A 22659-nucleotide genomic window follows, 5' to 3' on the forward strand; every position below is an offset into this window, starting at 1 on the left:
CAGTTGGCGAACCGATAACATTGGGACCACTCTATCCGCGACACGCCCGGCGATTCGGGCGTCTCAGAGGACCCTCGCTTGGCTAAAGCATCCGAACAGTTCCGGCAATCCGACGTAACGGTCTGGGGCGTGGTTGCCCTTGTCTGCGTCGCCCTGGCGGTCTTTGGCTCAAATATCTCTTTGCTTGTGCCGCAATCCATCATTGGCGGCCTGCATCAGCCACGTGTGGCAGGCGCGTCGATCGAGACGCTGCGCCTGCAGGTATCCGACCTGCGCGACGAGACCAGGCGGCTCAAGCGCGAAAACGAGCTTTTGGTGACACGTTTCTCCATGCAGGAGCGCTCCGGCAATGACATTACCCGCCGGGTCGGTGCTCTTGAGACCACGGTGCCGCAAATTCTCGAAAACTTGCCCAACGGTCCCTCGGTTGACCGCGCTAATGTGACGGCCTCCATCGGCAGCAATCAGACGCTGACCTTCGAGGCCGAAGGCGGTACTGTCGCGGTCCGGCAGTCAGCCCTGCCCCAGGCGTCGGTGGCTACCTCAGTCAATCAACCCCTGCCTGCACCCGTGGCAACCGAGCAGACCACGGCGTTGGCCATGCCAAATGAGAATGCCTATGGCATTGCCGTCGGCGCGGCCGTGCCTTTTGAGCAGACGCCCGCGCTCTGGAGCGACCTGACCCTCAAGCTAGGCCCGCTGCTGTTCGGTCTGTCCCCGCTGGTCGCAGATGAGGCCAATGGCGAGGACAAGCGCATCGTGGTTGGTCCCATTGAAGAATTGACCGAGGCGCGCGCCCTTTGCCAGCGCTTCGAACGCGTCTCGATTGCCTGCATCCCCATGCCGTATTCCGGTACTCCCCTGGACATGTCGCGTTAGCGACCAAATTCGGTTGACAGGCCGACAAGTCTGGCTATGTTCCGCCGCGATGCCGAAGGGCGTTCACGGAGCGTTTCCGGAAAATGGGTTATCCCGTTTGAACTGAAACGCGACATTCAAAAATGTAGGCGCCGGTAGCTCAGTGGTAGAGCATTCGACTTTTAATCGAATGGTCGTGGGTTCGACCCCCACCCGGCGTACCACTTTTCTAGAATGCATCAGGCTAGCGTCTCGAAACCGCCCCAGTATGCAGACATATTGATGCACTTCTCAATCAGTGCGCGGCCATGCCCCAGACCTGCATAGATCCCGACCCCTATGCCGAACTCGAAAATCGGGCCGATGCCTTTGAGCTGTCGGAGGATTTTCGCAAACCTACGCGCATCCAGCGCGCCCGCGGGCCCGCGTCCCGCACCACCCAGACGCGTCTGATCGGCACCGTACGCCGCATTCCCGTTTGAGAATCAGCATCATGCCGTACTATCGGCAACGAGCACTGCGTTTGGGGGATACACATGTCTCAGGAGACGACGGACCTGCTCAAGGTCCTGGCGGTCACTTTGCTGGTCTTCGCGACCAGCACGCTTGTCATGCTCTATGGCATTCTGCTTCTGGCCCAATATGGAGCCGATCTGCCCATGGTCGGGTCCCTGCCCCTCAATGCGCCGCCTGAACTGGTCCCTGTCCTGACCGGAAGCGGCGTGTTCGCAACTCTGGCCGCGGTTCACGTTACCGGCTCTGGTATCGCGCTGCTGCTCACCAGCACCACCATCGACATGGCGCTGCTCATCACATCCAAGGCCGTCACCGTGGTCATCATGGCCCTGCTCGGCTTTGCGGGCGGGCATATGGTCTATTTGCAAATCACCGAGAACGCGGCGCTCAACCTCAATCCGCTGCTGCCCGCGCTGGTCGGCCTGATCGGCTTCCTGGCGCTGTCCACTGTGCTCAGCGTGCCCGCGCTGCGACGCCTGGGCAATCTGCGCTACGCGGTCGGCGTTGGCCTCGTTATCCTCGGTCCGCTGCTGCTGGTCTGGCTGTAGACAGCATAACTTTCCCCTGCGCCTCTTCGCCCCTTTGGGCAGAGGTCGGCTTGGAGACGGCCTACCCTGCCAGCGTCACAACCACCGGCCCACGCGGCGTAGCGACAATCGTGTGCTCATATTGCACCGTTGGCGCCAACGGCTCGGCCGTCAGCGTCCATTCATCGTCATCATACATCTGCTCGGCCATCTGCCCGCCCAGCGAGAGGAACGGTTCGATGGTGAACACCAGCCCGTTGCCGATCTTGCGGCGCTCCGACTTGTCAGGCCAGGTCGGCACTTCACCCGGCTCGTCATGCAGGCTGTCGCCGACCCCGTGGCTGGCAAGGTTGCGGATCAGCGTGTAGCCGCCTTTCTTGGCTACCTTGCCGATGGCCATGCCAATATCGGCCAGCGGCGCCCCGGCCTTGACCACCTTGATCCCGGCCCACATCGCCTTCTTCCCGTCGCGACATAGCTTTTCCAGTCGCGGATCACCCTTGCCCAGAATATAGGACGCCCCACAATCGGCGTATACGCCATCCTTGGCCGCCGACACATCGATATTGACCAGATCGCCATCCTTGAGCACCCGGTCCCCCGGAATGCCGTGGGCAATTTCCTCATTGACCGAAATGCAGGTGGCGCCGGGAAAATCATAGGTGATAATCGGCGCTGATACCGCACCATGGTCGGCCAGGAACTTGGCGCCGATTTCATCCAGCTCCAGCGTGGTCATGCCCGGCCGCATCGCTTCTGCCATGACCTCGCGGGCCATGGCACAGATGCGGCCGATTTCCTTGAGCTGTCCGAGCTGCTCGTCTGTCGTGATAATCAAGCGTCAAGCCTTGTTGGCGAGGTAGTAGCCGAGAAGGCCTTGAGTCGAGGCATCATGCCCCTCGCCGCTCTGTTCGCCCTTGACCTTGGGCAACAGGGCCTTGGCCAATTGCTTGCCCAGTTCCACGCCCCACTGATCGTAGGAGTTGACGTTCCAGATCACCCCCTGCACGAATACCTTGTGCTCGTAGAGCGCAATCAGCGAACCCAGCGTCTCCGGCGTAAGCTGCTTGTAGAACAGCGTGTTGGACGGGCGATTGCCCGGGAACACCTTGTGCGGTGCCACCGCCTTGATTTCGGCCTTTTCAAGCCCCTGCGCCTTGAGTTCGGCTACAACCTCGTCCTTGGTCTTGCCCAGCATCAGGGCTTCGGACTGCGCCAACACATTGGCCACCAGCTTGTCGTGATGCGGCGGAAGGCTTTCATGCGGCCGTGCCGCGATCAGGAAATCGCACGGAATGATATCGGTGCCCTGGTGGATGAGCTGGTAGAAGGCATGCTGACCGTTGGTCCCCGGCTCGCCCCAGACAATCGGCCCGGTCGGCCAGTCGACCTTCTTGCCATCGAGCGTCACCGACTTGCCGTTCGATTCCATGTCCTGCTGCTGCAGATAGGCAGCAAAGCGGCTCATCCGCTGGTCATAGGGTAGCACCGCATGGGTCGAGAACCCCCAGGCATTGCGATACCAGACTCCGAGCAGCGCCATGATCACTGGCAGATTGCGATCGAGCGGTGTCTCCAGGAAATGCCGGTCCATGGCGTCAGCGCCGGCCAGGAACTTTGCGAAATTGTCATAGCCAACGGCCAGGGCAATCGGCAGGCCAATGGCCGACCACACCGAGTAGCGTCCGCCAACCCAGTCCCAGAACCCGAAGATCCGATCCTCGCGAATGCCGAATTTGGCGCAGGCTTCTATATTGGTCGAGACCGCTGCAAAATGGTTCGGCACCGCCTCCTCGCCCAGCGCATCGGCAATCCATGTCCGCGCCGAATTCGCATTGGTCATGGTCTCGTCGGTGGTAAAGGTCTTGGAGGCGACGATGAACAGGGTCTTTTTCGGATCAAGGCGCTTGAGCACGTCATGTATGTGGGCGCCGTCGACATTGGAGACGTAGTGCGCCCGCAAATCGGCCCGAGTATAGGGCTCCAGTGCCAACGTGACCATGGCGGGGCCAAGGTCGGAGCCTCCAATGCCGATATTGACCACATCGGCGATCTGCTCGCCGCCATGGCCACGGATTTCTCCCGAACGCACAGCGTTCGAATAGGCCTCGATGGCTTTGAGCACGGATCGCACGTCCGGCATAACATCCTTGCCATCAACCTCGATCGGGTGCCCACCTTGATAGCGTAGCGCCATGTGCATCACGGCGCGGTCTTCGGTGATATTGATGTGCTCGCCCTCGCACATCTGCGTGCGACGCTCTTCGACGCCGGCGGCGCGAGCTAGCTCGAACAGCGCGCCCATCACCTCTTCGTCGATCCGGTTCTTGGAATAGTCGAGCAGAATATCCGCACCAGTCGCAGAGAACCGCTGGAAACGATTGGGATCGAGCGCAAACATTTCGCGCATATCGGTTTGTGCAACACGCTTGCGATGCTTGTTCAGCGCGTTGAAACCCGCGTCCTTGGCCATTCCTTGTCCCCTTACAAAACCGGCAGGTCGCCAGCGGCCCATGCCGCGCGCGTCTCTGCCGCAAAATCACTCATCCGGCTCGCTTCAATGGCCGCGCGGCATCCAGCCGTTAGTTCCTGATAATAGGCCAGGTTGATCTGTGAAAGCACCATGGCGCCCAATATCTCTTCGGTCCGAACCAGATGGTGCAGATAGGCCCGGCTCCAGCGGCGGCAATTGGGGTTGGGCGAAGCCTCGTCCAGCGGCCGATGATCGTCCTTATGCCGGGCATTCTTCAGGTTGATGACGCCGAACCGCGTATAGGCGTGGCCATGGCGTCCCGCGCGCGTGGGATGCACGCAATCGAACATATCGATGCCCCGCTCAATCCCGCCCAGAATGTCGTCGGGCTTGCCCACTCCCATCAGATAGCGCGGCCGCTCGGTCGGCAGTTCCGGCGTGACCTCGTTGAGCACGCGGAACATCACCTCCTGCGGCTCACCAACTGCCAGGCCACCCACCGCATAGCCATCAAACCCGATGCCTTTGAGCCCGGCAGCCGAGCGCCCGCGCAATTCGGCGTCATCGCCACCCTGCACGATCCCGAACAGCGCCCGGTTCTGCTGATTGTTGAACGCCGTCTTGGAGCGGTCGGCCCAGCGGATGGATAGCTCCATCGCGCGTTCCATCTCCTTGCGTTCAGCCGGCAAGGCAATGCACTCGTCGAGTTGCATGATGATGTCACTATCGAGCAGCGTCTGGATCTCGATGGAGCGCTCCGGCGTCAGCTCATGGCTCGACCCGTCGATATGCGACTTGAAGGTCACGCCCTTCTCGGTGAGCTTTCGCAGCTTGGCCAGCGACATCACCTGGAAGCCGCCGCTATCGGTCAGGATCGGGCGCTGCCAATCCATGAAGTCATGCAGCCCGCCCAGCGAAGCGACGCGTTCCGCACCCGGACGCAGCATCAAGTGGTAGGTATTGCCCAGCAGGATATCCGCGCCGGTTTCGCGCACCTGCTCGGGATACATCGCCTTGACCGTCCCGGCCGTGCCGACGGGCATGAAAGCCGGCGTATTGATTTCGCCGCGCGGCGTGTCGATCCGGCCGCGGCGCGCCATGCCATCGCTGGCGATAAGGGAGAAATTGACTTGCTTCATGGCGCGGGTTCTAGCCGGTTGTGAGCACTTGCGAAAGTGGCCCGCTCACGCGGCCATCGAATTGATTGCGGCCATGCCCAGATGGAACGCGCCAATAAAAATCGCAATGGCGATTGCCAGCCCGATGGCCGTCGCTACCAGTCCCACGATCACCCCCGCCCCATCCCTGTTCAGCATGGAAAAGGCAATGATGCACAGTCCCACATTGGGGATGGCATTAATGAAAGGAACGGGCAGCGACATCACCACGCTGACGCAGATGACAAGAATGGCATAGGGCGTGTTGACGCCCGCACCCGTCATCCAGCGCATCCGTGGCCTGGAGAATCGCGCCAGGATACCGGCCACGTTCACCACCTGCCTGCTGGCCTTCACCATCAGATCAAGCGGCAGCTTACGTTTGCCGATAATACGCGGCAGCCGGATCGGACGCCCCGTCAACATGCCCACGGCAATGGCACAGGTCGTCCACGCAATAGTGCCGCCATATCCGGGAGGACCCGGGATCATGTTGAACAACGATACCACCAGCAACAGGAGCCGATGCGCCCGCGGTCCCAATATTTCGACCAGGCGCGACAGGGTCAGATGCGATTGGTCCTGTTCAGCCGCCCGCTTTAGTGAAGCGGCAATGCGGCGCGTATAGCGGGTGATCGGCGCCGGCCGCGCGCTCACGCATCATCCTCAGGATGTGCGGCGCGGTGCAGCAGCGACGAGTCACCGTAGGAATAGAAGCGATAGCCATTGGCTATCGCATGCGCATAGGCCGCCTTCATCGTGTCGAGCCCCGAGAACGCGCTGACCAGCATGAAGAGCGTGGACTTGGGCAGGTGGAAATTGGTCATCAGCACATCGACCGTGCGGAACCGGAACCCGGGTGTGATGAAGATGTCGGTATCACCCATGAACGGCTTCAACTCGCCAGTTGCCCGCGAGGCCGTTTCCAAAAGCCGCAGGCTGGTCGTGCCCACTGCCACCACTCTGCCCCCGGCGGCACGACGCGCATTGATGCGTTCAACCGTCGCCTGGTCGATCTCGCCCCATTCCGAATGCATGACATGGTCGTCGGTATCGTCTGCCTTCATCGGCAGGAACGTGCCCGCGCCGACATGCAGCGTAACCCGCTCCATGGCGACATCCATATTGGCCAGTTCCTGCAGCAGTTTCTCGGTGAAATGCAGGCCCGCCGTTGGTGCGGCCACAGCCCCGTCTTCGGCCGCATAGACGGTCTGGTAATCGACCTTGTCGCGCTCTTCGACCTGACGCTTCGCGCCGATGTAGGGCGGCAGGGGCATGGCGCCATGCGACTTGATCGCTTCGTCCAGTTGAGCCCCACCCAGTTCGAACTCCAGCGTGACCTCCCCGGTCTCGCCCTTGCCAGCGACCCGCGCCACCAGCGGCTCGGCTTCACCATTGCCCAGCTCCAGCCGGTCGAGCAGGTGCAACTTCTTGGCTGGCCGCGCAAAGGCCCGCCAGGTATTGGCATCGACGCGCTTGTGCAGGTTGAACGCGACATTGGCGCGCACATCGCCGCGCAGCCGCAGGCCCTTCAGCTCCGCCGGCAAGACCCGCGTATCGTTGACCACCAACACGTCGCCCGGCCGCAAAAGGGTCTTGAGATCGGGGATATGCTGATCGGCAAAGGGCTCGCCGGGACGCACCACCAGCAGGCGCGCACTATCGCGCGGCTCTGCGGGGTGCAGGGCAATCAGGTTTTCGGGCAGGTCAAAGGCAAATTCTGTAACACGCATGGCCGCTCGTTAGCATGGGTCTGTGCTCGCGGGAACGGGCCAAAATGCAAAGCAGTTGCCCCACTGGGAAAGAACGCATCTCCAGTGTGCCCTAAAGGACGCGGATCATCACCGCACCGGCCACCAGCAGCACGGCGCCGGCAATCCGTCCGACAGATATTTCCCGCACGGCCATGCCCATGAAACCGATCTTGTCGAGGAACAATCCACCGATCAGCTGCCCCGTCACCGACAGTGCCATCACGGCGGCCGCGCCCATCAGCGGGGTGAGAGTGATATTGGAGAACACATAGAACGCGCCGAGCAATCCGCCGGCCACGAAAGTCCAGGGAGCAGGTGCGCCGTAATTGATCGGCGTGCTGGTGAGATAGCTGAACAGAAATGCCAAGGCCCACAACGCTATGCCGCCCGCCAGGAACGAAACCGCTGCCGCTGCAACCGGCACTTCGAGCGCCCGGCCCAGGCTGGCATTGATCGGGGCCTGGGCAGCTATACAGGCGCCGGCGATGACACCCATCAGGGCCCAGAGAAGACTATCCATTTTCAAAGCAACGATCCGAATGACGACTCGGGTGAGTCCGGGAGAATGGGCGAAGTCATCCCATCCCGGCCCATCGCGTCAACCAGCCCGCGAAAGAAAACCGGCGGTCGTTGCCGCCGGCTCTTCGTCTTATTCGGTGATGTCGGCTGCGACCTTGACCGACACCATCTTGTCCGGATCGGTCACCGGCTCGCCGCGCTTGATCTGGTCGACATTCTCCATGCCCTCAATCACTTCACCCCAGACGGTGTACTGGCGGTTGAGGAACGGCGCGTCGGCAAAGCAGATGAAGAACTGCGAATTGGCGCTGTTGGGGTCCTGGGCGCGGGCCATCGAGGCGGTGCCGCGCTTGTGCGGCTCGGCGTTGAACTCGGCCTTGATATTGGGATATTTCGAACCGCCGGTGCCGGCGCGCGACGGGTTGAATTCTGGCAGGTTGGAATTGCCAAACTTGACGTCACCGGTCTGGGCCATGAAGCCCTCGATCACACGATGGAACACCACGCCGTCATAAGCGCCTTCGCGGGCCAGCTTCTTGATGTGATCGACATGGCCCGGCGCCACGTCCGGCTTCATGGCAATGACGACCTTGCCCTTGGAGGTTTCGATGACGAGGGTGTTTTCGGGATCTGCATAGGCCATGAGAGGTCTCTTTCGGTTCAGAATGTGGCCGGGGTGTAGGGCGAATGCGCGCAAGGTGCAAGCCTCACAGCCATCCGCCCCCGGCATTGGAACCTGTTAGCGATACTCGATCACCGCCGAAACGATCTTGTCCGGATTGGCCACGGCGCCATTCATTTCCTGCGGGCCTTTTTCCAGGGCATCGACCGCTTCCATGCCCGAAACGACCTTGCCGAACACGGTGTACTGACCATCAAGGAAGCTGGCGTCGGCGGTGGTGATGAAGAATTGCGAGTTGAACGAATTGGGGTTCTGCGAACGTGCAGCACCAACAATGCCACGCTGGAAGCTCTCCGAATTGAACTCGGCTTCCACGTCGGGCAGGTCTGAACCGCCGGTCCCGGCCATGGCCAAGTTGTAGCTTGCGTCGTCCGAGTCACCATTGGCGACGTCGCCGGTCTGGGCCATGAAACCATCAATCACGCGGTGGAAAACCACCCCGTCATACTCACCCGCCTCGGTCAGCGTCACCACGCGCTCGACATGCTTGGGCGCGATCTTGGGCAGCAGCTCGATATCGACGACACCGTCCTCAAGCGTCAGCAGCAGGTGCGGGGTCCCCTCCTGGGCAAAGGCCGGAGCGGCGGCAAGGGTTGCGCCAAGAGCGAGGGCGGCGAAATGGCGGCGGGTCAGCTTGATCATTTGTTCTTGAGAGCCTTGAGAACGATTTGTGGGACAAAGGCGGAGATATCCCCGCCCATTTCAGCGATCTGCCGCACCAATGTGGCCGAGATATGCCGTACCGGCGGGCTGGAAGGCAGGAATACCGTCTGCAGATCGGGCGCCATCTGGGCGTTCATCCCCACCATCTGCATCTCGTAATTGTAGTCAGTGGTGTCGCGCAGGCCGCGAATAATCAGCTTGGCGCCATTGGTCCGCGCCGCATTGACCATCAGGCCGGAGAAATCGACAATCCGGAACTCGGTACTGGTCCGCGTGCCGACGGCGGGCAAGACCTGCTTGAGGATTTCGATCCGGTCCTCATGGGTGAACAGCGGGTTCTTCTTTGTGGCGCTGATGCCCACCGCCACGACCAGCGTATCCACCAGCTTGCAAGCCCGCTCGATAACATCGAGATGCCCATTGGTCAGTGGGTCGAACGACCCTGGATAGAAGCCAACCAACTCGGTCACGCTGTCCCCCTTCCCCTTTGTAGTTGCTATGGTTTTGTCACGCGCGCCGCCCCGAGGCAAGGCCGGGCCACGCCGAGAAGCCGGACAGCCATTGCGGCTTCCGGTTGTGGTGTTGGACGTGTTCCGAGGCACGTGCGTCTCGGTAAAACTAAGTAATAGAGACGTCGCCGCCTCGGAACGCCGGGTTTCTCCTGCTGTCGTGGCCCCTATTGATCCCTCGTCGCAAGGTGACCCAACGAGCAGGCAGGCAATGGAGCGACCCAGCACCCAACCGGCTCCTCCCGCAAAAGTTCGCTGCAGTCCGTCCGCGCGGGAGTGATGAAGAGAGTATGAAACAGGATATTGATCCGGGGATATCTTTGTGCCGACGGCACCTTCAACAGGCGCATAATCGCCAATCGAACAAAGGGGTAGCCTAAACTCACGCGCGTTTCTGCAGCGCCAGCCAGACACTACCCGCCATCAGGATGAAACCGGACAGGCGCAACAGCACACGCACCCGCGCCGCGCTCAGCCCGCACGTTCCCGAGGTTGCCGTCGCTGCGCAGCATCTTGTAACCCAGCCAGATCAGATAGGCCGCACCGATCAGTTTGATCCAGTCAAAGGCCGCCCCATGAAGCCCACCAGCGCCTGCATTCCCGGGGCAACAATCAGCGTCATCACCAGCACGCCCGCCGGGGTGCCGGCCACAATGGTAAGGCCCGCCCCAGTGCCGCGCAACAGCGCATCGGCAACGATGACCGTCACCGTCGGTCCGGGCACCGCCGCCAGAACAAAGCAGGCGCCGACATAGGGGATGAGAAGCGAAAGATCGACCATGGGCGTTGCTCCTTGCAGCCTGCGCAAGTCACGCGCCGATGGCATCGGCAAGCGTGTTGACCATTCGCTAAGTCTGCCGACACTTGCTGGCGAAGGCCAACGGAAGTCGTGGTAATATCGAAGGTCAATAACGCGGGAAATAAAGTCGTGATATCCTATTTTGACTGCATGCTGCGCTATTTCGAATTTTCGGGTCGCAGCACCCGGCGTCAATACTGGCTGTTCTTTTTGTTCGGGACAATCGCCTGTGGGGCCGCGCTCTTTGCCGATTACACGATTGATGGCGCCAATCTCGCCGAAGGCGAATATGGGCCATTCACACTTTTTGCCGGGCTTTTCCACCTCATGCCCGGGATCACCGTAACCGTCCGGCGACTGCACGATACCGGTCGTTCGGGCTGGTGGTATTTCATTCAACTGGTGCCCGTGATCGGGAGCATAGCGATGTTGGTGTGGATGATGTGGCCGCCCGAACAGGGCGAGAACGATTTCGGGCCTGATCCGCGCGACGCGCGGGCGCAAGCAAGCTGGACCAGACCGCCGCGCACGACCATTCCGCGACAGGTTCGAATGGGCAGCAGCGCCGCCAGGGAGCGGGCCCGCCGAAACGACGCAGGCGAGATCCAGCGCTTCATTTAATGCAAAAGGGGCGCCACAGCGCCCCTTTCATAGTCATTCGCCGTTCGGCTCGCTCGGGCTTTCACCCTCACCATCGCCATTGGGAGGCGTGTCGGGGGGCCCATCCGCAGACGCTTCAGGCGGCAGGTCATCCTCGTCGGCTTCCGGCTCGCTGATGCGCTCCACCGAAACCACCTTTTCGTCTTCGGCCGTGTCGAACACGATGACGCCCTGGCTGGAACGGCCGACGATGCGGATCGGCTTGTCGCCCCCCACCGGCAGGCGAATGGTCTGCCCGCCATCGCTGATCAGCATGATCTGGTCGTCATCCTCCACCGGGAAGCTGGCCACCAGATTGCCATTGCGCTTGTTGACCGCCATGGCGACGATGCCTTTGCCGCCACGACCGGTGATCCGGTATTCATGGCTCGAGGTCCGTTTGCCATAGCCGTTCTCGGAAATGGTCAGGATGAACTGCTCGGTGGCGCTCATCTGCGCATAAAGCTCGGGGCTCAATTCGCCGGCGACCACATCGGCCTCGTCCGAACCTGTGTCCTCGCCTTCGGCCTCCCCGCGCACTGCACGGCTCATCTTGAGATAGGCCGCACGCTGTTCCGATGTTGCGTCCGAGTGGTTGATGATGGCCATGGAGATGACCGTGTCGCCCTCGGCAAGCTGGATGCCACGCACGCCCATGGAGTCACGGCCCTTGAACAGACGCACATCATCGGCCCGGAAGCGGATGGCCTGGCCCAGCGCCGTGGTCATCAGCACGTCCGTGTTCACCGTGCAGGTGTCCACGCCCACGATTGCGTCGCCCTCATCGAGCTTCATGGCGATCTTGCCGTTCTGGCGCACCTCGACAAAGTCGGCCAGCGAATTGCGGCGGACCGTGCCGCGCGTCGTGGCGAACATGATGTCGAGATTGCCCCAGGAGGTTTCGTCCTCCGGCAACGGCATGATCGAGGTGATCCGCTCGCCCTGTTCAAGCGGCAGAATATTGATCAGCGCCTTGCCGCGGGCATTGGCGGCGGCCAGCGGCAGGCGCCAAACCTTGAGCTTGTAGGCGATACCGCGGCTGGTGAAGAACAGCACCGGCGTATGCGTATTGGCCACGAACAGCCGCGCCACGAAATCCTCGTCGCGCGTCGCCATGCCCGAGCGGCCCTTGCCGCCCCGGTTCTGCGCCCGGTAGGTCGAGAGCGGAACGCGCTTGATGTAGCCGCCATGGCTGACGGTCACCACCATGTCCTCGCGTGCAATGAGGTCTTCATCGTCAAAGTCTGCGGCGTGATCGGAAATCTCGGTCCGGCGCGGCGTGCCGAACTGTTCACGAATGGCTTCCAGCTCCTCGCGAATGATCGCCCGGACCCGCTCGCGGCTGCGCAGGATATCGAGATAGTCCTCGATCTCGGCGCCAAGGCCATTGAGCTCTTCGCCGATTTCGTCCCGGCCAAGTGCCGTCAGGCGTGCCAGACGCAGTTCAAGAATGGCACGGGCCTGCTCTTCGGACAGGTTGAACGTGCCATCGTCATTGATGCGGTGACGCGGATCATCGATCAGCGCAATCAGCGGCGCCACATCGGCCGCCGGCCAACGGCGGGTCATCAACTGCTCGCGTGCCGTCGCCGGGTCGGGCGCGGTACGGATCAGGGCAATGACCTCGTCAATATTGGCCACGGCGACGGCCAGACCAACCAGCACATGGGCGCGATCGCGCGCCTTGTTGAGCAGGAAGCGCGCGCGACGCGTAACCACCTGCTCACGGAAGTCGATGAAGGCATCCAGAATCTGCTTGAGATTCATCAGTTCCGGCTTGCCGCCATTGAGCGCCACGAAATTGCAGCCGAACGAACTCTGCAACTGGGTGAAGCGATAAAGCTGGTTCAACACCACGTCGGGCAGCGCATCGCGCTTGACCTCGACCACGATGCGCATGCCTTCGCGGCTGGATTCGTCGCGCAGATCGGCCACACCCTCAATGCGCTTGTCGCGCACCAGCTCGGCAATCTTTTCAACCAGCGAGGCCTTGTTCACCTGATAGGGAATCTCGGTGATGACGATGGCTTCGCGTTCCTTGCGCACTTCCTCGATGCTGGAACGACCGCGCACCATGATCGAGCCGCGGCCCGTCTCATAGGCCTGCCGGATACCGGCGCGCCCGAGAATAATGCCGCCCGTCGGGAAATCCGGCCCAGGCAGGTGCTCGAGCAGTTCCTCGGTCGTTGCGAACGGGTTGTCCAGCACCGCCAATGCGGCGTTGATGGTCTCGGTCAGATTATGGGTCGGAATATTGGTGGCCATGCCCACGGCGATGCCGCCACCACCATTGACCAGCATGTTGGGGAACCGCGCCGGCAAGACTGTCGGCTCATGTTCGGAGCCGTCATAGTTGTCGCGGAAATCGACCGTGTCCTTGTCCAGATCGTCCAGCAGCGAATTGGTGATCCGCTGCATGCGCACTTCGGTGTAACGCATGGCAGCCGGCATATCGCCATCCACTGAGCCGAAATTGCCCTGGCCTTCCACCAGCATCTGCCCCATCGAAAACGACTGGGCCATGCGCACCAGCGCCATATAGACGGCACTGTCACCATGCGGATGGTATTTACCGATAACGTCACCGACGACGCGCGCCGACTTGCGATAGGGCTTGTTGTATTCGTAGCCGTTCTCGCTCATCGAGAACAGGATGCGCCGGTGCACCGGCTTCAACCCGTCCCGCACGTCGGGCAGCGCACGGCTCACGATCACGCTCATCGCATAATCGAGATAGCTCTTGCGCATTTCATCGGTGATGTAGATCGGAGAAATGTCGGAGGACGAGGGTCCGCCGCTCACATCATCAGGCGTATCTGTCACGGGGTGATTCTACGTTGGTTCTTGATCCCCGATAGATAGGCGATTCCGCGCCCGATTGCCAATTTTCAAGAGGTTTGAGCTGTGGAGAGATCAGCGCTCGATTCTGGATCAGGCGCGCCGCGGTGCAATCGCGTTCGACACGATAACCAAGCCGCCGCCCCCAGGGCCGGTTCGGTGTCGCCAGGCCGGGCTTCTCAGGCCGCCTGAAGCAGCGCCGGGTCCGATGCACTCCTGAACCGGCATTTACCGCCCAATCAGTTTGCGACCGCCCCAAGCTGGACGCATTGCCCACAAACTCGTAGAAAATTGAGCCTATTGCCGCCCAAGGGGGAGTCGGGTTCTGGTGTCTTCGGGTTCTGTGGTGTCGCGTTTCGTCGACTGGTTCACCAACCGGCGATCCATTGGTTTCGGCATTGAATATCTGGGTGTGGCAACGCTGCGCTATCCGCGCATCATGTCCGTGATCGTGTTGCTGTTCACGATCCTCTGCTTCTGGCAGATCCCGAAAGCCAATGTCGACGGCGACCTGCTGCGCGTCTACGCCCATTCCGGGCACTATTACGACGCCTATGACAATCTCTCGAAGACCTTCGGGACCTTCGAGAACGACATATACGTCATGGTCAATTCGCCCAATCTGGTCGATCCCGATGTTCTGGAGGATATTCGCAGCCTCGCCTTCGACCTCGAACTCAATGAATATGCCGTGGGCACCATGTCGCCCTTTACCCTGCGCAAACCCGATGGCAGCGGCGGGTCCGTGCCGGCTGTGCCCGAGGGCATGCTGAACGCCGACGAAGTCGCCATGGCGCTGATGGACCTGCAGCAGAACGACCCGATGATGCGCAACCTCATCACGCCCGATCTGACCGGCGTGGTGCTCATCATGTTTCCCAACCAGGAACTGGTGAGCCGGAACGGCACCAAGGCAATGATCGCCAGCCTGCGCGAAACCCTTGCCTTTTATGACGACACCGGCCTTGAGATCGAGCTGACCGGCCCGCCGGTCTGGACCTCGGAAATGCTCAACGCAGCGGTCGACGACCAGATCAAGTTCACCGTCTATGGCTTCGGTCTGGGCGCCTTCATCGCCCTGTTCGCCCTGCGCTCCTTCTGGGGCGCCATCATCGTTGCCGCCACCCCCTTCGTGGCGGTCATGTGGTCCATCGGCACGGTGCTGCTGCTGTTTGGCTCTTTCTCTTTCCTCACCATTATCGTGACGACGCTTGTGCTGGTCATGGCCTTCGCCGAGTCGATGTTCTTCATCTTCAATTGGCTGGCCTATTGGCGTGACGGAATGGAACCCAACAAGGCCGTCGATACCACGCTCAAGCTGGTGGGTCCCGCGACCGCCCTGACGACCCTGACAACGCTCGTGGCCTTCGCCTCGCTCTATTTCTCCCCGGGCCAGGGCGTACAGGAATTCGCATTGGCCGGCGCCGCCGGCAGCGCCATCATGTTCGTTTGCCTGATGACAGTGATGCCGCTTCTGCTCAAGCTAGCCCTGCGGCTCGGGTTCAAGCTGCCCAAGGCGCCGAACTTCGCGCTCAATGCACCCCTGCCCGCCGCGCTTGGCCTGGCGATGAAGTTCGGCCGCCCGGTCAGTGTGCTCGCCATCCTGCTCACCATCCTCTTGATCATTCCCTTCTTCCTCATCCAGCCACGGTTCTCGTTCGAAGACTTCATGGCCAAGGATTCCACTGCCCTCAGCACGGCCGAAAGCATTGATGAAGGCGTGGGCGGCGTCGCCCCGCTCTATGTGCGCGTGCCGCTGGTGGAAATGAACCCCAATGTGGGGCCCGAGGATTTTGAGACGATCCGTACCGTTCACGAAATCGTCGAGTCCGAGCTGGGTGAAAACAAGGTCATCTCGGCCGCCAGCCTGACGAACTACACCGACAGCGGTTTCACCCGCGAAGAGGTGTTCGACGCCGTCGGCCCCTTCATGCGCAAGCGCTTCATCACCGAAGATGGCAGCCAGGCCCTGGTCACCGGCTTCATGCCGACAATTCTGGAGAGTCAGGCGCTCAAGGACATGGTGGCGCGCATCGAGACCCGCATGGCCGAGGCCGGCATTCCCCAGGCCGAGCTGGGCGGCTTCCGCATCCTGACGACATTTGCCACCGACGATATCGTGCGCTCGCTGCAGATATCCCTAGCGGCCAGCGTGCTGCTCAACCTGGTGCTGATCGGCGTCGCTTTTGGTTCGCTGCGCATGGCTCTAGTCTCCGCCATACCCAACATGTTCCCCATACTGGGCACCCAGGCCTGGCTCTGGGCCACCGGAGCGGGCTTGCAGCTGACCACGGTGATGGCGCTGACCATCGCCTTCGGCATCGCCGTCAACGATACGATCCATATGCTCTCCCATTACATGCATGGGCGGCGCGAAGAGCAGCGCAGCCATATCGATTCCGTGCATCACACGCTGCGGCGTATCGGCGGCGCCATTGTCGCGACCACCGTCATTCTCTGCGCGGGCACCATCATCGTGGCCTTCTCCGAATTGCCGCAGGTGGCCCTGTTTGGCTCGCTCTTCGTGCTGTCCCTGTCGCTGGCCCTGGTGGGCGACCTGTTCATGCTGCCCTCGCTGCTGGTGGCCGCATCGCGCATGCTGGAGAACCTCACCGGCATCCACGTCCAGACCGCCGATCATGTCGCCACACCGGACGACCCGACCGGCAATACAGACACCCGCGTCGGCGCCAGCCGCACACCCTGAGAGAGCCGCTTGCTGCAAATGGGTCGGCAAAGCTAACATCGGCGCAGTGATTCCGGCCGGACCGCTTGTGGCGCGATCACGTTCGCGAGAACCGGCCACATCCCTGGCCGACAATCGGTAATCTTGGCCTGCGAAGACATGCCGGGGGGCCTGTTTTGCTTGTTGGAGGCATAGCGCCATGACCAGTTTCGGAACCCTGACCCGTGCGGCTGCGCTGGCAGGACTCCTGTTTTCTTCGATCTCCGGTGTCGCACCTGTAATGGCTGCGCCGGCCGACGTTGCCCTGCTCAAGTCCTATATTGGCGAATGGCGCGGGCGCGGCACGCTCTACGGGGCAAACGAGGAATCCGTGGTCTGCCGCCTGTCCCTGAGTCAGGGCAATCAGGACAAGGTCAACTATAGTGGCCGTTGCGCAATGGCCGGAACAAGTCTGTCGGTTGCCGGCACAATGGCCTATGTCGATGCCAGCCGGCGCTTCGAAGCCGCCATGACTTCCAACGCCACCTTCACCGGCATCGCCGTCGGCCAGAAACGCGGCTCGGGCCTCGTGTTCAACCTGCGCGAACGTGACCAGGACGAGGAAGGCAAGGATCTCAATATTTCGGCGCAGATTCAGCTTAATGGCGACGCCATTCAGGTGGTTTTCGAAGTCGTCTATGTCGAATCCGGCGACAGCCTGCGCGCCGAAGTGCCGTTCTCGCGCTAATGACGCTGAAGACGTTTCCAGAGCGGCGGTCAGAATGGCCACTCTTTTTGCCGAACTAAACCCCTCCGAGAAAACAATGTTTTAAGGAGGCACTGCTAGGGTCCGCCAATGTATGTGCAGCCCCTCAGTGAAAACTGGCCAAGTGCAGAGCAACCCAGGGTTCCGCCGGACACCACGCCGTCGCCGGGCGGGTTTCTGTTTCGTTTGCGGGCACTGACCGGCATGGCCGGCGCGGGGTTTGTTACCACCGGCATGCGCTGGATCGCCATGGACGGCGCCACGTCACCCACCCGGATTGCGGCAAACCTGCTCGCCCCGACCGGCCGCGTCAGCATGAACGACGACCCCATCGCCAGTTTTGTATTGACCGTGCCGGTGCCCAGCATCGATGAGGCGCGACAGCAGTGGCTGGTGCTCTGGGATCATGCCGGGAGAAGCCAGGCTGAAGCCGGTTTCCTGCTGGCCAGGGTGACCGAACTGGTTGGGCATGCCGCGATGGATCGCCGACGCGCTGCCGAACTGCACCGGCAATATCTTATCGAGCGGGCATCGGCGACGGCCCGCATTGGAATCTGGTCCTGCTCCCTGCCCGACGAGCAACTGTCCTGGTCAGACGGTGTCTATGACTTGTTCGAACTGCCGCGCGGCTCGACGGTCAGCCGGGCCCAGACACTGAAGATGTACATGCCCCATTCGCGCCGCCGCATGCAGGCCCTGCGGGCACGCGCCATAAAAACGCTCGGCGACTTCAATTTCGATGCCGAAATCATCACCAGCACCGGCAAGCACCGCTGGATGCGGATCACCGCCACAGTGGATGGGGTGGACGGACAGGCACGCCGCATTTTTGGCATGAAACAGGACGTCACCGAGGAAAAACTGCTCGCCGAGCGGACACGGCGCATGGCCGAGACCGATGCCCTGACCGGTCTGGCCAATCGCGGCCTGTTCCAGAGCCGGCTGGATGACCTGCGAGACGACAGCCATGCCAGGCCCATTGGCGCGCTGATCCTGATCGATCTGGATCGCTTCAAATCCATCAATGACACCTTGGGCCATGCCCAGGGCGACGCCTGCCTGATCGAGGCCGGGCGCCGGCTGACGGCCCACTGTGCGCCTGAAGCGCTGGTTGCCCGCATCGGCGGCGATGAATTCGCCATCATTACAAGTCAGGGCACCGAGCCTGGACCGGAAAACCTCTGCGCCAGCATCGTCGAGGCGTTCCGCGAACCCTTTATACTTGGCGGCCAGCCCCATCAGATCGGCGCCTCGATCGGCATGGCGCGCAATTCTGGCCAGGACGCGGAGGCGCTGTATCGCGATGCCGATAGCGCGCTTTATCAGGCAAAATCCGAAGGTCGCGGCACCTGGTGCTACTTTACTGCGGCCTGACCAGAAAAGAAAAAGGGCGGCTCCGGGCCGCCCATTACTTTGTATCCCATCAGAACGGGATGTCGTCGTCCATGCCGCCTGGCTCGAAGGCCGGTGCATTGGCCGAAGGACGGCGTCCGCCGCCACCACCGCCACCTGAATTGTCGCGCACGCCGCGGAAACCACCGTCGCCGCCGCCATAGCCACCGCTGTCACCCGAACCCTCGCCGCGGCCGTCAAGCAGCACCATGGACGAGTTAAAGTTCTGCAGCACCACCTCGGTAGAATATTTGTCCTGCCCAGACTGGTCCTGCCATTTGCGGGTCTGCAACTGGCCTTCGAGATAAACCTTGGAGCCCTTCTTGAGATATTGCTCGGCGACGCGCGCCAGACCTTCCGAGAAGATCACCACGCGATGCCACTCGGTCTTTTCGCGCTGCTCGCCGCTATTGCGGTCGCGCCAGCGTTCCGATGTCGCCACGCTCAGATTGACCACCTTGCCACCGCTCGGCAAGCTCCGAACTTCCGGGTCATTGCCCAGATTGCCCACTAGAATGACCTTGTTCACGCTGCCAGCCATGGCGCATATCCTTCCAATTCAGTCCCGGTCTGCCCGGTTACGGGACGCTTTCTCTCATGGGTCCTGCCGCCGCCCGGCGCGCGGCCTTCAACCCGTTTCGCCGCACCATAGACCTTTCTGGGCGCCATTCACCTGACAATTGCGGTTCTGCACAGAACGCTCAGGGCCTGCTCGCGGCTATTTGTTCCTCTTATGTTCTATTTTGCGGAACGGAAGTCAAGCCCCCATCCCCTGCTGACAGCTTATGTCAGCAGGCTGCCCTATCCCACGCTTGACCGAATCCACCTTGTTCTGGTTACGTTCACAAAATCTTGAGCGGCCGAGTTGACTTGCGGGCAGCATCACGAAGGCCTATTTCTTGGCCTTCGCCGCCTCCCCCCGCCGCCGGCGCGACTTGCTATGGACCCGAAATGACCGAAAAGCCCAGCCTCAACCGCGAAATCATCGTGCGCGGCGCCCGCGAGCACAATCTGAAGGGTATCGACGTCAAGCTGCCGCGCGACAGCCTGATCGTGATGACCGGGCTCAGCGGCTCGGGCAAATCGTCCCTGGCCTTCGACACTATCTATGCCGAGGGTCAGCGCCGCTATGTGGAGAGCCTCTCGGCATACGCGCGCCAGTTCCTGGAAATGATGCAGAAGCCCGATGTCGAGCACATCGAGGGGCTTTCGCCCGCCATTTCCATCGAACAGAAGACCACCAGCCGCAACCCGCGCTCCACGGTCGGTACTGTCACCGAGATTTACGACTATCTGCGCCTGCTCTATGCGCGCGTCGGCGTGCCCTATTCGCCCGCCACTGGCCTCCCCATCGAAAGTCAGACCGTCTCCCAAATGGTCGATCGCACGCTTGAGCTGCCCGAAGGCACCCGCCTTTACCTGCTGGCCCCCATCGCGCGCGGCCGCAAGGGCGAGTTCAAGAAGGAGCTGGCCGATCTGATGCGCAAGGGCTTCCAGCGCGTCAAGATCGACGGCGAGTATCACGAGATCGAGGACGCCCCGGCGCTCGACAAGAAGTTCAAGCATGACATTGAAGTCGTCGTCGATCGCCTTGTTGTATCGAAGGATATTATGGGCCGCCTGGCCGAAAGTTTCGAGACCGCGCTGAAGCTGGCCGATGGCATCGCCTTGGTCGAATTCGCCGATGAGAAGGACGATAATGGCGAGCCGCGCCGTATTACCTTCTCGGAAAAATTCGCCTGCCCGGTCTCAGGCTTCACCATCGCCGAAATCGAGCCGCGCCTGTTCTCGTTCAACAATCCCTTTGGCGCCTGCCCGGTCTGCGATGGGCTGGGGACTGAACAGAAGATCGACCCCGACCAGATCGTACCGGACGCCACTCTGTCTCTGCGCGACGGCGCCATCCTGCCCTGGTCCAAGACCAGCGCGCCCTATTACCAGCAGACCCTCCAGGCCGTGGTGAAGCATTTCGGCGCTTCGACCGGAACTGCCTGGAATGAGCTGCCCTTCGATGTCCAGCACGCCGTGCTCTATGGTACCGACAAGACCCCGATCAATTTCGTCTATGACGATGGCCTGCGCCAGTACAAGACGACCAAGCCGTTCGAAGGGGTAATTGGCAATCTCGAGCGCCGCTACCGGGAAACCGAGAGCGCCGGCATGCGCGAGGAAATCGAGAAATACATGTCGGCCAAGCCCTGCGTGGCCTGTGGCGGCTATCGGCTCAAACCAGAGGCCCTGGCGGTCAAAATCGATGGCCTGCATGTCGGTAAGGTCAGCGAAATGTCCATTCGCCATGCCAGCCAGTGGTTCAACGACCTTTCGGCCAAACTGACACCCACCCAGAGCCAGATCGGCGAACGCATCCTCAAGGAAATCCGCGAGCGCCTGACATTCCTCAATGATGTCGGCCTGGAATACCTCTCCATGTCGCGCAACTCCGGCACCCTGTCGGGCGGCGAGAGCCAGCGTATCCGTCTCGCATCGCAGATCGGCTCGGGCCTGACCGGCGTGCTTTACGTGCTCGACGAGCCCTCCATCGGCCTGCATCAGCGCGACAATTCACGCCTGCTCGAAACGCTGCAGCGCCTGCGCGACCTGGGCAACACGGTCATCGTGGTCGAACATGACGAGGACGCAATCCTCACCGCCGACTATGTGCTTGATATCGGCCCCGGCGCCGGCGTCAATGGCGGCCGCATCGTGGCCGAGGGCTCACCCCAGGATATTCTCAACCATCCGGATTCCCTGACCGGAAAATATCTTTCGGGCCGCATGGGCATTCCCCTGCCCGCCGAGCGCCGCGAAGGCCGCAAGGGCAAGACGCTCTCCATCAAGGGCGCCACCGGCAATAATCTGAAGAATGTCTCGGTCGATGTGCCATTGGGCATGTTCGTCGCCATCACGGGGGTTTCGGGCGGCGGCAAGTCGACGCTGATGATCGACACCATGTACCAGGCCATCGCCCGGCGGCTGAACGGCGCCCGCGTGGTCCCGGCCCCGCATGAAAGCCTGACCGGGCTCGAATTCCTCGACAAGGTCATCGATATCGACCAGTCGCCCATTGGCCGCACGCCGCGTTCCAATCCGGCCACCTATACCGGCGCTTTCACGCCGCTGCGCGAATGGTTTGCGGGCCTCCCCGAAGCCAAGACCCGCGGCTATGGCCCGGGCCGCTTCAGCTTCAACGTCAAGGGCGGTCGCTGCGAGAAATGCCAGGGCGATGGCGTGCTCAAGATCGAAATGCACTTCCTGCCCGATGTTTACGTCACCTGCGACGTCTGCAAGGGCAAGCGCTATAATCGCGAAACGCTGGAAGTCCAGTTCAAGGGCAAGTCGATCTCCGACATTCTCGACATGACAATCGATGAGGGCGTCGAGTTCTTCTCGGCGGTCCCCACCATTCGCGACAAGTTCGCCACGCTGCAGCGCGTCGGCCTGGGCTATGTCAAGATCGGCCAGCCTGCGACGACCCTCTCCGGTGGCGAAGCCCAGCGCGTGAAGCTCTCAAAGGAACTCTCCAAGCGCGCCACCGGCCGCACGCTCTACATGCTGGACGAGCCGACCACGGGCCTGCACTTCCACGACGTGGCCAAGCTGCTCGAAGTGCTGCATGAGCTGGTCGAGGGCGGCAATACAATCGTGGTCATCGAGCACAATCTTGAGGTCATCAAGACCGCTGACTGGATCATCGACCTTGGCCCGGAAGGCGGCGATGGTGGCGGCGAAATCGTGGCCGTCGGCACGCCCGAAGCCGTGGCCGAAAACCCGCGCTCGCATACCGGCATCTACCTCAAGGAAATCATGGACCGCCGCCCCAATGTGGCGACGAGAGCGGCTGAGTAGCTTCGAACCGTGCCGCAGGCCAATTCGCGCCAGTGGAGCGAATTTAGCTAAGAAGG

The 22659-nt window shown here is 61.6% G+C and carries 20 protein-coding genes and 1 tRNA gene; 9 read left to right on the plus strand and 12 right to left on the minus strand.

Going from position 1 to position 22659, the window contains the following annotated elements:
* Positions 1-78: 78 nt before the first annotated feature.
* The 4 genes from GO014_RS04465 to GO014_RS04480 all read left to right on the plus strand — a co-directional run bounded on the left by GO014_RS04465 (position 79) and on the right by GO014_RS04480 (position 1922).
* Positions 79-879, plus strand: coding sequence for a coiled-coil domain-containing protein (locus tag GO014_RS04465; RefSeq protein WP_157289271.1), 801 nt, complete (start codon positions 79-81; stop codon positions 877-879).
* Between the two features lie 128 nt (positions 880-1007).
* A tRNA-Lys gene (locus GO014_RS04470) sits at positions 1008-1082 on the plus strand.
* Positions 1083-1166: 84 nt separating this feature from the next.
* Positions 1167-1340 carry a hypothetical protein gene (locus GO014_RS04475; RefSeq protein WP_157289272.1) on the plus strand — a complete coding sequence of 58 codons (174 nt, stop codon included), beginning with the start codon at positions 1167-1169 and terminating at the stop codon, positions 1338-1340.
* Between the two features lie 54 nt (positions 1341-1394).
* Complete coding sequence (locus tag GO014_RS04480; RefSeq protein WP_157289273.1) at positions 1395-1922, plus strand: hypothetical protein; 528 nt, start codon at positions 1395-1397, stop codon at positions 1920-1922.
* A gap of 61 nt (positions 1923-1983) precedes the next feature.
* Here GO014_RS04480 and map read toward each other — a convergent pair whose 3' ends face one another.
* The 10 genes from map to GO014_RS04530 all read right to left on the minus strand — a co-directional run bounded on the left by map (position 1984) and on the right by GO014_RS04530 (position 10439).
* Positions 1984-2739 (minus strand): type I methionyl aminopeptidase, encoded by a 756-nt coding sequence (gene map, locus GO014_RS04485; RefSeq protein WP_157289274.1) that lies wholly within the window; start codon positions 2737-2739, stop codon positions 1984-1986.
* Positions 2740-2742: 3 nt separating this feature from the next.
* On the minus strand, positions 2743-4374 hold the full coding sequence (pgi, locus tag GO014_RS04490; protein ID WP_157289275.1) for a glucose-6-phosphate isomerase: 1632 nt from the start codon (positions 4372-4374) through the stop codon (positions 2743-2745).
* 11 nt (positions 4375-4385) lie between these two features.
* Positions 4386-5513 (minus strand): tRNA guanosine(34) transglycosylase Tgt, encoded by a 1128-nt coding sequence (gene tgt, locus GO014_RS04495; RefSeq protein WP_157289276.1) that lies wholly within the window; start codon positions 5511-5513, stop codon positions 4386-4388.
* A gap of 45 nt (positions 5514-5558) precedes the next feature.
* The gene (locus GO014_RS04500) at positions 5559-6188 is read right to left on the minus strand and encodes an exopolysaccharide biosynthesis protein (RefSeq protein ID WP_157289277.1); all 630 of its coding nucleotides are present in this window, start codon (positions 6186-6188) and stop codon (positions 5559-5561) included.
* Positions 6185-7264, minus strand: a complete 1080-nt coding sequence (gene queA, locus GO014_RS04505; protein WP_157289278.1) for a tRNA preQ1(34) S-adenosylmethionine ribosyltransferase-isomerase QueA — start codon at positions 7262-7264, stop codon at positions 6185-6187. The genes GO014_RS04500 and queA overlap by 4 nt, the downstream gene beginning before the upstream one ends.
* Before the next feature lie 91 nt (positions 7265-7355).
* Entirely contained in the window at positions 7356-7805 is a 450-nt protein-coding gene (locus GO014_RS04510; RefSeq protein WP_157289279.1) for a DMT family transporter, read from the minus strand.
* A 129-nt stretch (positions 7806-7934) separates the two neighbouring features.
* Entirely contained in the window at positions 7935-8447 is a 513-nt protein-coding gene (locus tag GO014_RS04515; RefSeq protein ID WP_104894242.1) for a peptidylprolyl isomerase, read from the minus strand.
* A 96-nt stretch (positions 8448-8543) separates the two neighbouring features.
* Positions 8544-9128: a peptidylprolyl isomerase gene (locus GO014_RS04520; RefSeq protein WP_157289280.1), complete on the minus strand. Its 585-nt coding sequence runs from the start codon at positions 9126-9128 to the stop codon at positions 8544-8546.
* Positions 9125-9619 carry a pantetheine-phosphate adenylyltransferase gene (gene coaD, locus GO014_RS04525; protein ID WP_343030767.1) on the minus strand — a complete coding sequence of 165 codons (495 nt, stop codon included), beginning with the start codon at positions 9617-9619 and terminating at the stop codon, positions 9125-9127. Before coaD ends, GO014_RS04520 begins: the two co-directional genes overlap by 4 nt.
* A gap of 586 nt (positions 9620-10205) precedes the next feature.
* The gene (locus GO014_RS04530) at positions 10206-10439 is read right to left on the minus strand and encodes a hypothetical protein (RefSeq protein ID WP_157289281.1); all 234 of its coding nucleotides are present in this window, start codon (positions 10437-10439) and stop codon (positions 10206-10208) included.
* Between the two features lie 147 nt (positions 10440-10586).
* Between GO014_RS04530 and GO014_RS04535 the strand changes: the two genes are divergently transcribed.
* Positions 10587-11078: a DUF805 domain-containing protein gene (locus GO014_RS04535; protein ID WP_157289282.1), complete on the plus strand. Its 492-nt coding sequence runs from the start codon at positions 10587-10589 to the stop codon at positions 11076-11078.
* A 33-nt stretch (positions 11079-11111) separates the two neighbouring features.
* On the opposite strand, the gene gyrA is transcribed toward GO014_RS04535, so the two are convergent.
* The gene (gene gyrA / locus GO014_RS04540; protein ID WP_343030768.1) at positions 11112-13919 is read right to left on the minus strand and encodes a DNA gyrase subunit A; all 2808 of its coding nucleotides are present in this window, start codon (positions 13917-13919) and stop codon (positions 11112-11114) included.
* Between the two features lie 343 nt (positions 13920-14262).
* Between gyrA and GO014_RS04545 the strand changes: the two genes are divergently transcribed.
* The 3 genes from GO014_RS04545 to GO014_RS04555 all read left to right on the plus strand — a co-directional run bounded on the left by GO014_RS04545 (position 14263) and on the right by GO014_RS04555 (position 18739).
* Positions 14263-16641 carry an efflux RND transporter permease subunit gene (locus GO014_RS04545; protein ID WP_157289283.1) on the plus strand — a complete coding sequence of 793 codons (2379 nt, stop codon included), beginning with the start codon at positions 14263-14265 and terminating at the stop codon, positions 16639-16641.
* 178 nt (positions 16642-16819) lie between these two features.
* Entirely contained in the window at positions 16820-17347 is a 528-nt protein-coding gene (locus GO014_RS04550; protein ID WP_157289284.1) for a hypothetical protein, read from the plus strand.
* A gap of 108 nt (positions 17348-17455) precedes the next feature.
* Positions 17456-18739: a diguanylate cyclase domain-containing protein gene (locus tag GO014_RS04555; protein ID WP_157289285.1), complete on the plus strand. Its 1284-nt coding sequence runs from the start codon at positions 17456-17458 to the stop codon at positions 18737-18739.
* 49 nt (positions 18740-18788) lie between these two features.
* On the opposite strand, the gene ssb is transcribed toward GO014_RS04555, so the two are convergent.
* Positions 18789-19298, minus strand: coding sequence for a single-stranded DNA-binding protein (gene ssb, locus GO014_RS04560; RefSeq protein ID WP_116588597.1), 510 nt, complete (start codon positions 19296-19298; stop codon positions 18789-18791).
* Between the two features lie 410 nt (positions 19299-19708).
* On the opposite strand from ssb, the gene uvrA reads away from it, so the two are divergent.
* Entirely contained in the window at positions 19709-22603 is a 2895-nt protein-coding gene (gene uvrA, locus GO014_RS04565) for an excinuclease ABC subunit UvrA (RefSeq protein WP_157289286.1), read from the plus strand.
* The last annotated feature ends 56 nt before the right edge of the window (positions 22604-22659 follow it).

This window comes from Devosia marina (assembly GCF_009758415.1).
GTDB lineage: Bacteria > Pseudomonadota > Alphaproteobacteria > Rhizobiales > Devosiaceae > Devosia > Devosia marina.

Coding starts and splice junctions, on each gene's coding strand:
- GO014_RS04555 (WP_157289285.1), top strand. CDS start 17,456: ATGTATGTGCAGCCCCTCAGTGAAAACTGGCCAAGTGCAGAGCAACCC.
- GO014_RS04510 (WP_157289279.1), bottom strand. CDS start 7,805: ATGGATAGTCTTCTCTGGGCCCTGATGGGTGTCATCGCCGGCGCCTGT.
- pgi (WP_157289275.1), bottom strand. CDS start 4,374: ATGGCCAAGGACGCGGGTTTCAACGCGCTGAACAAGCATCGCAAGCGT.
- queA (WP_157289278.1), bottom strand. CDS start 7,264: ATGCGTGTTACAGAATTTGCCTTTGACCTGCCCGAAAACCTGATTGCC.
- GO014_RS04515 (WP_104894242.1), bottom strand. CDS start 8,447: ATGGCCTATGCAGATCCCGAAAACACCCTCGTCATCGAAACCTCCAAG.
- tgt (WP_157289276.1), bottom strand. CDS start 5,513: ATGAAGCAAGTCAATTTCTCCCTTATCGCCAGCGATGGCATGGCGCGC.
- uvrA (WP_157289286.1), top strand. CDS start 19,709: ATGACCGAAAAGCCCAGCCTCAACCGCGAAATCATCGTGCGCGGCGCC.
- GO014_RS04550 (WP_157289284.1), top strand. CDS start 16,820: ATGACCAGTTTCGGAACCCTGACCCGTGCGGCTGCGCTGGCAGGACTC.
- GO014_RS04480 (WP_157289273.1), top strand. CDS start 1,395: ATGTCTCAGGAGACGACGGACCTGCTCAAGGTCCTGGCGGTCACTTTG.
- ssb (WP_116588597.1), bottom strand. CDS start 19,298: ATGGCTGGCAGCGTGAACAAGGTCATTCTAGTGGGCAATCTGGGCAAT.
- GO014_RS04475 (WP_157289272.1), top strand. CDS start 1,167: ATGCCCCAGACCTGCATAGATCCCGACCCCTATGCCGAACTCGAAAAT.
- GO014_RS04520 (WP_157289280.1), bottom strand. CDS start 9,128: ATGATCAAGCTGACCCGCCGCCATTTCGCCGCCCTCGCTCTTGGCGCA.
- GO014_RS04530 (WP_157289281.1), bottom strand. CDS start 10,439: ATGGTCGATCTTTCGCTTCTCATCCCCTATGTCGGCGCCTGCTTTGTT.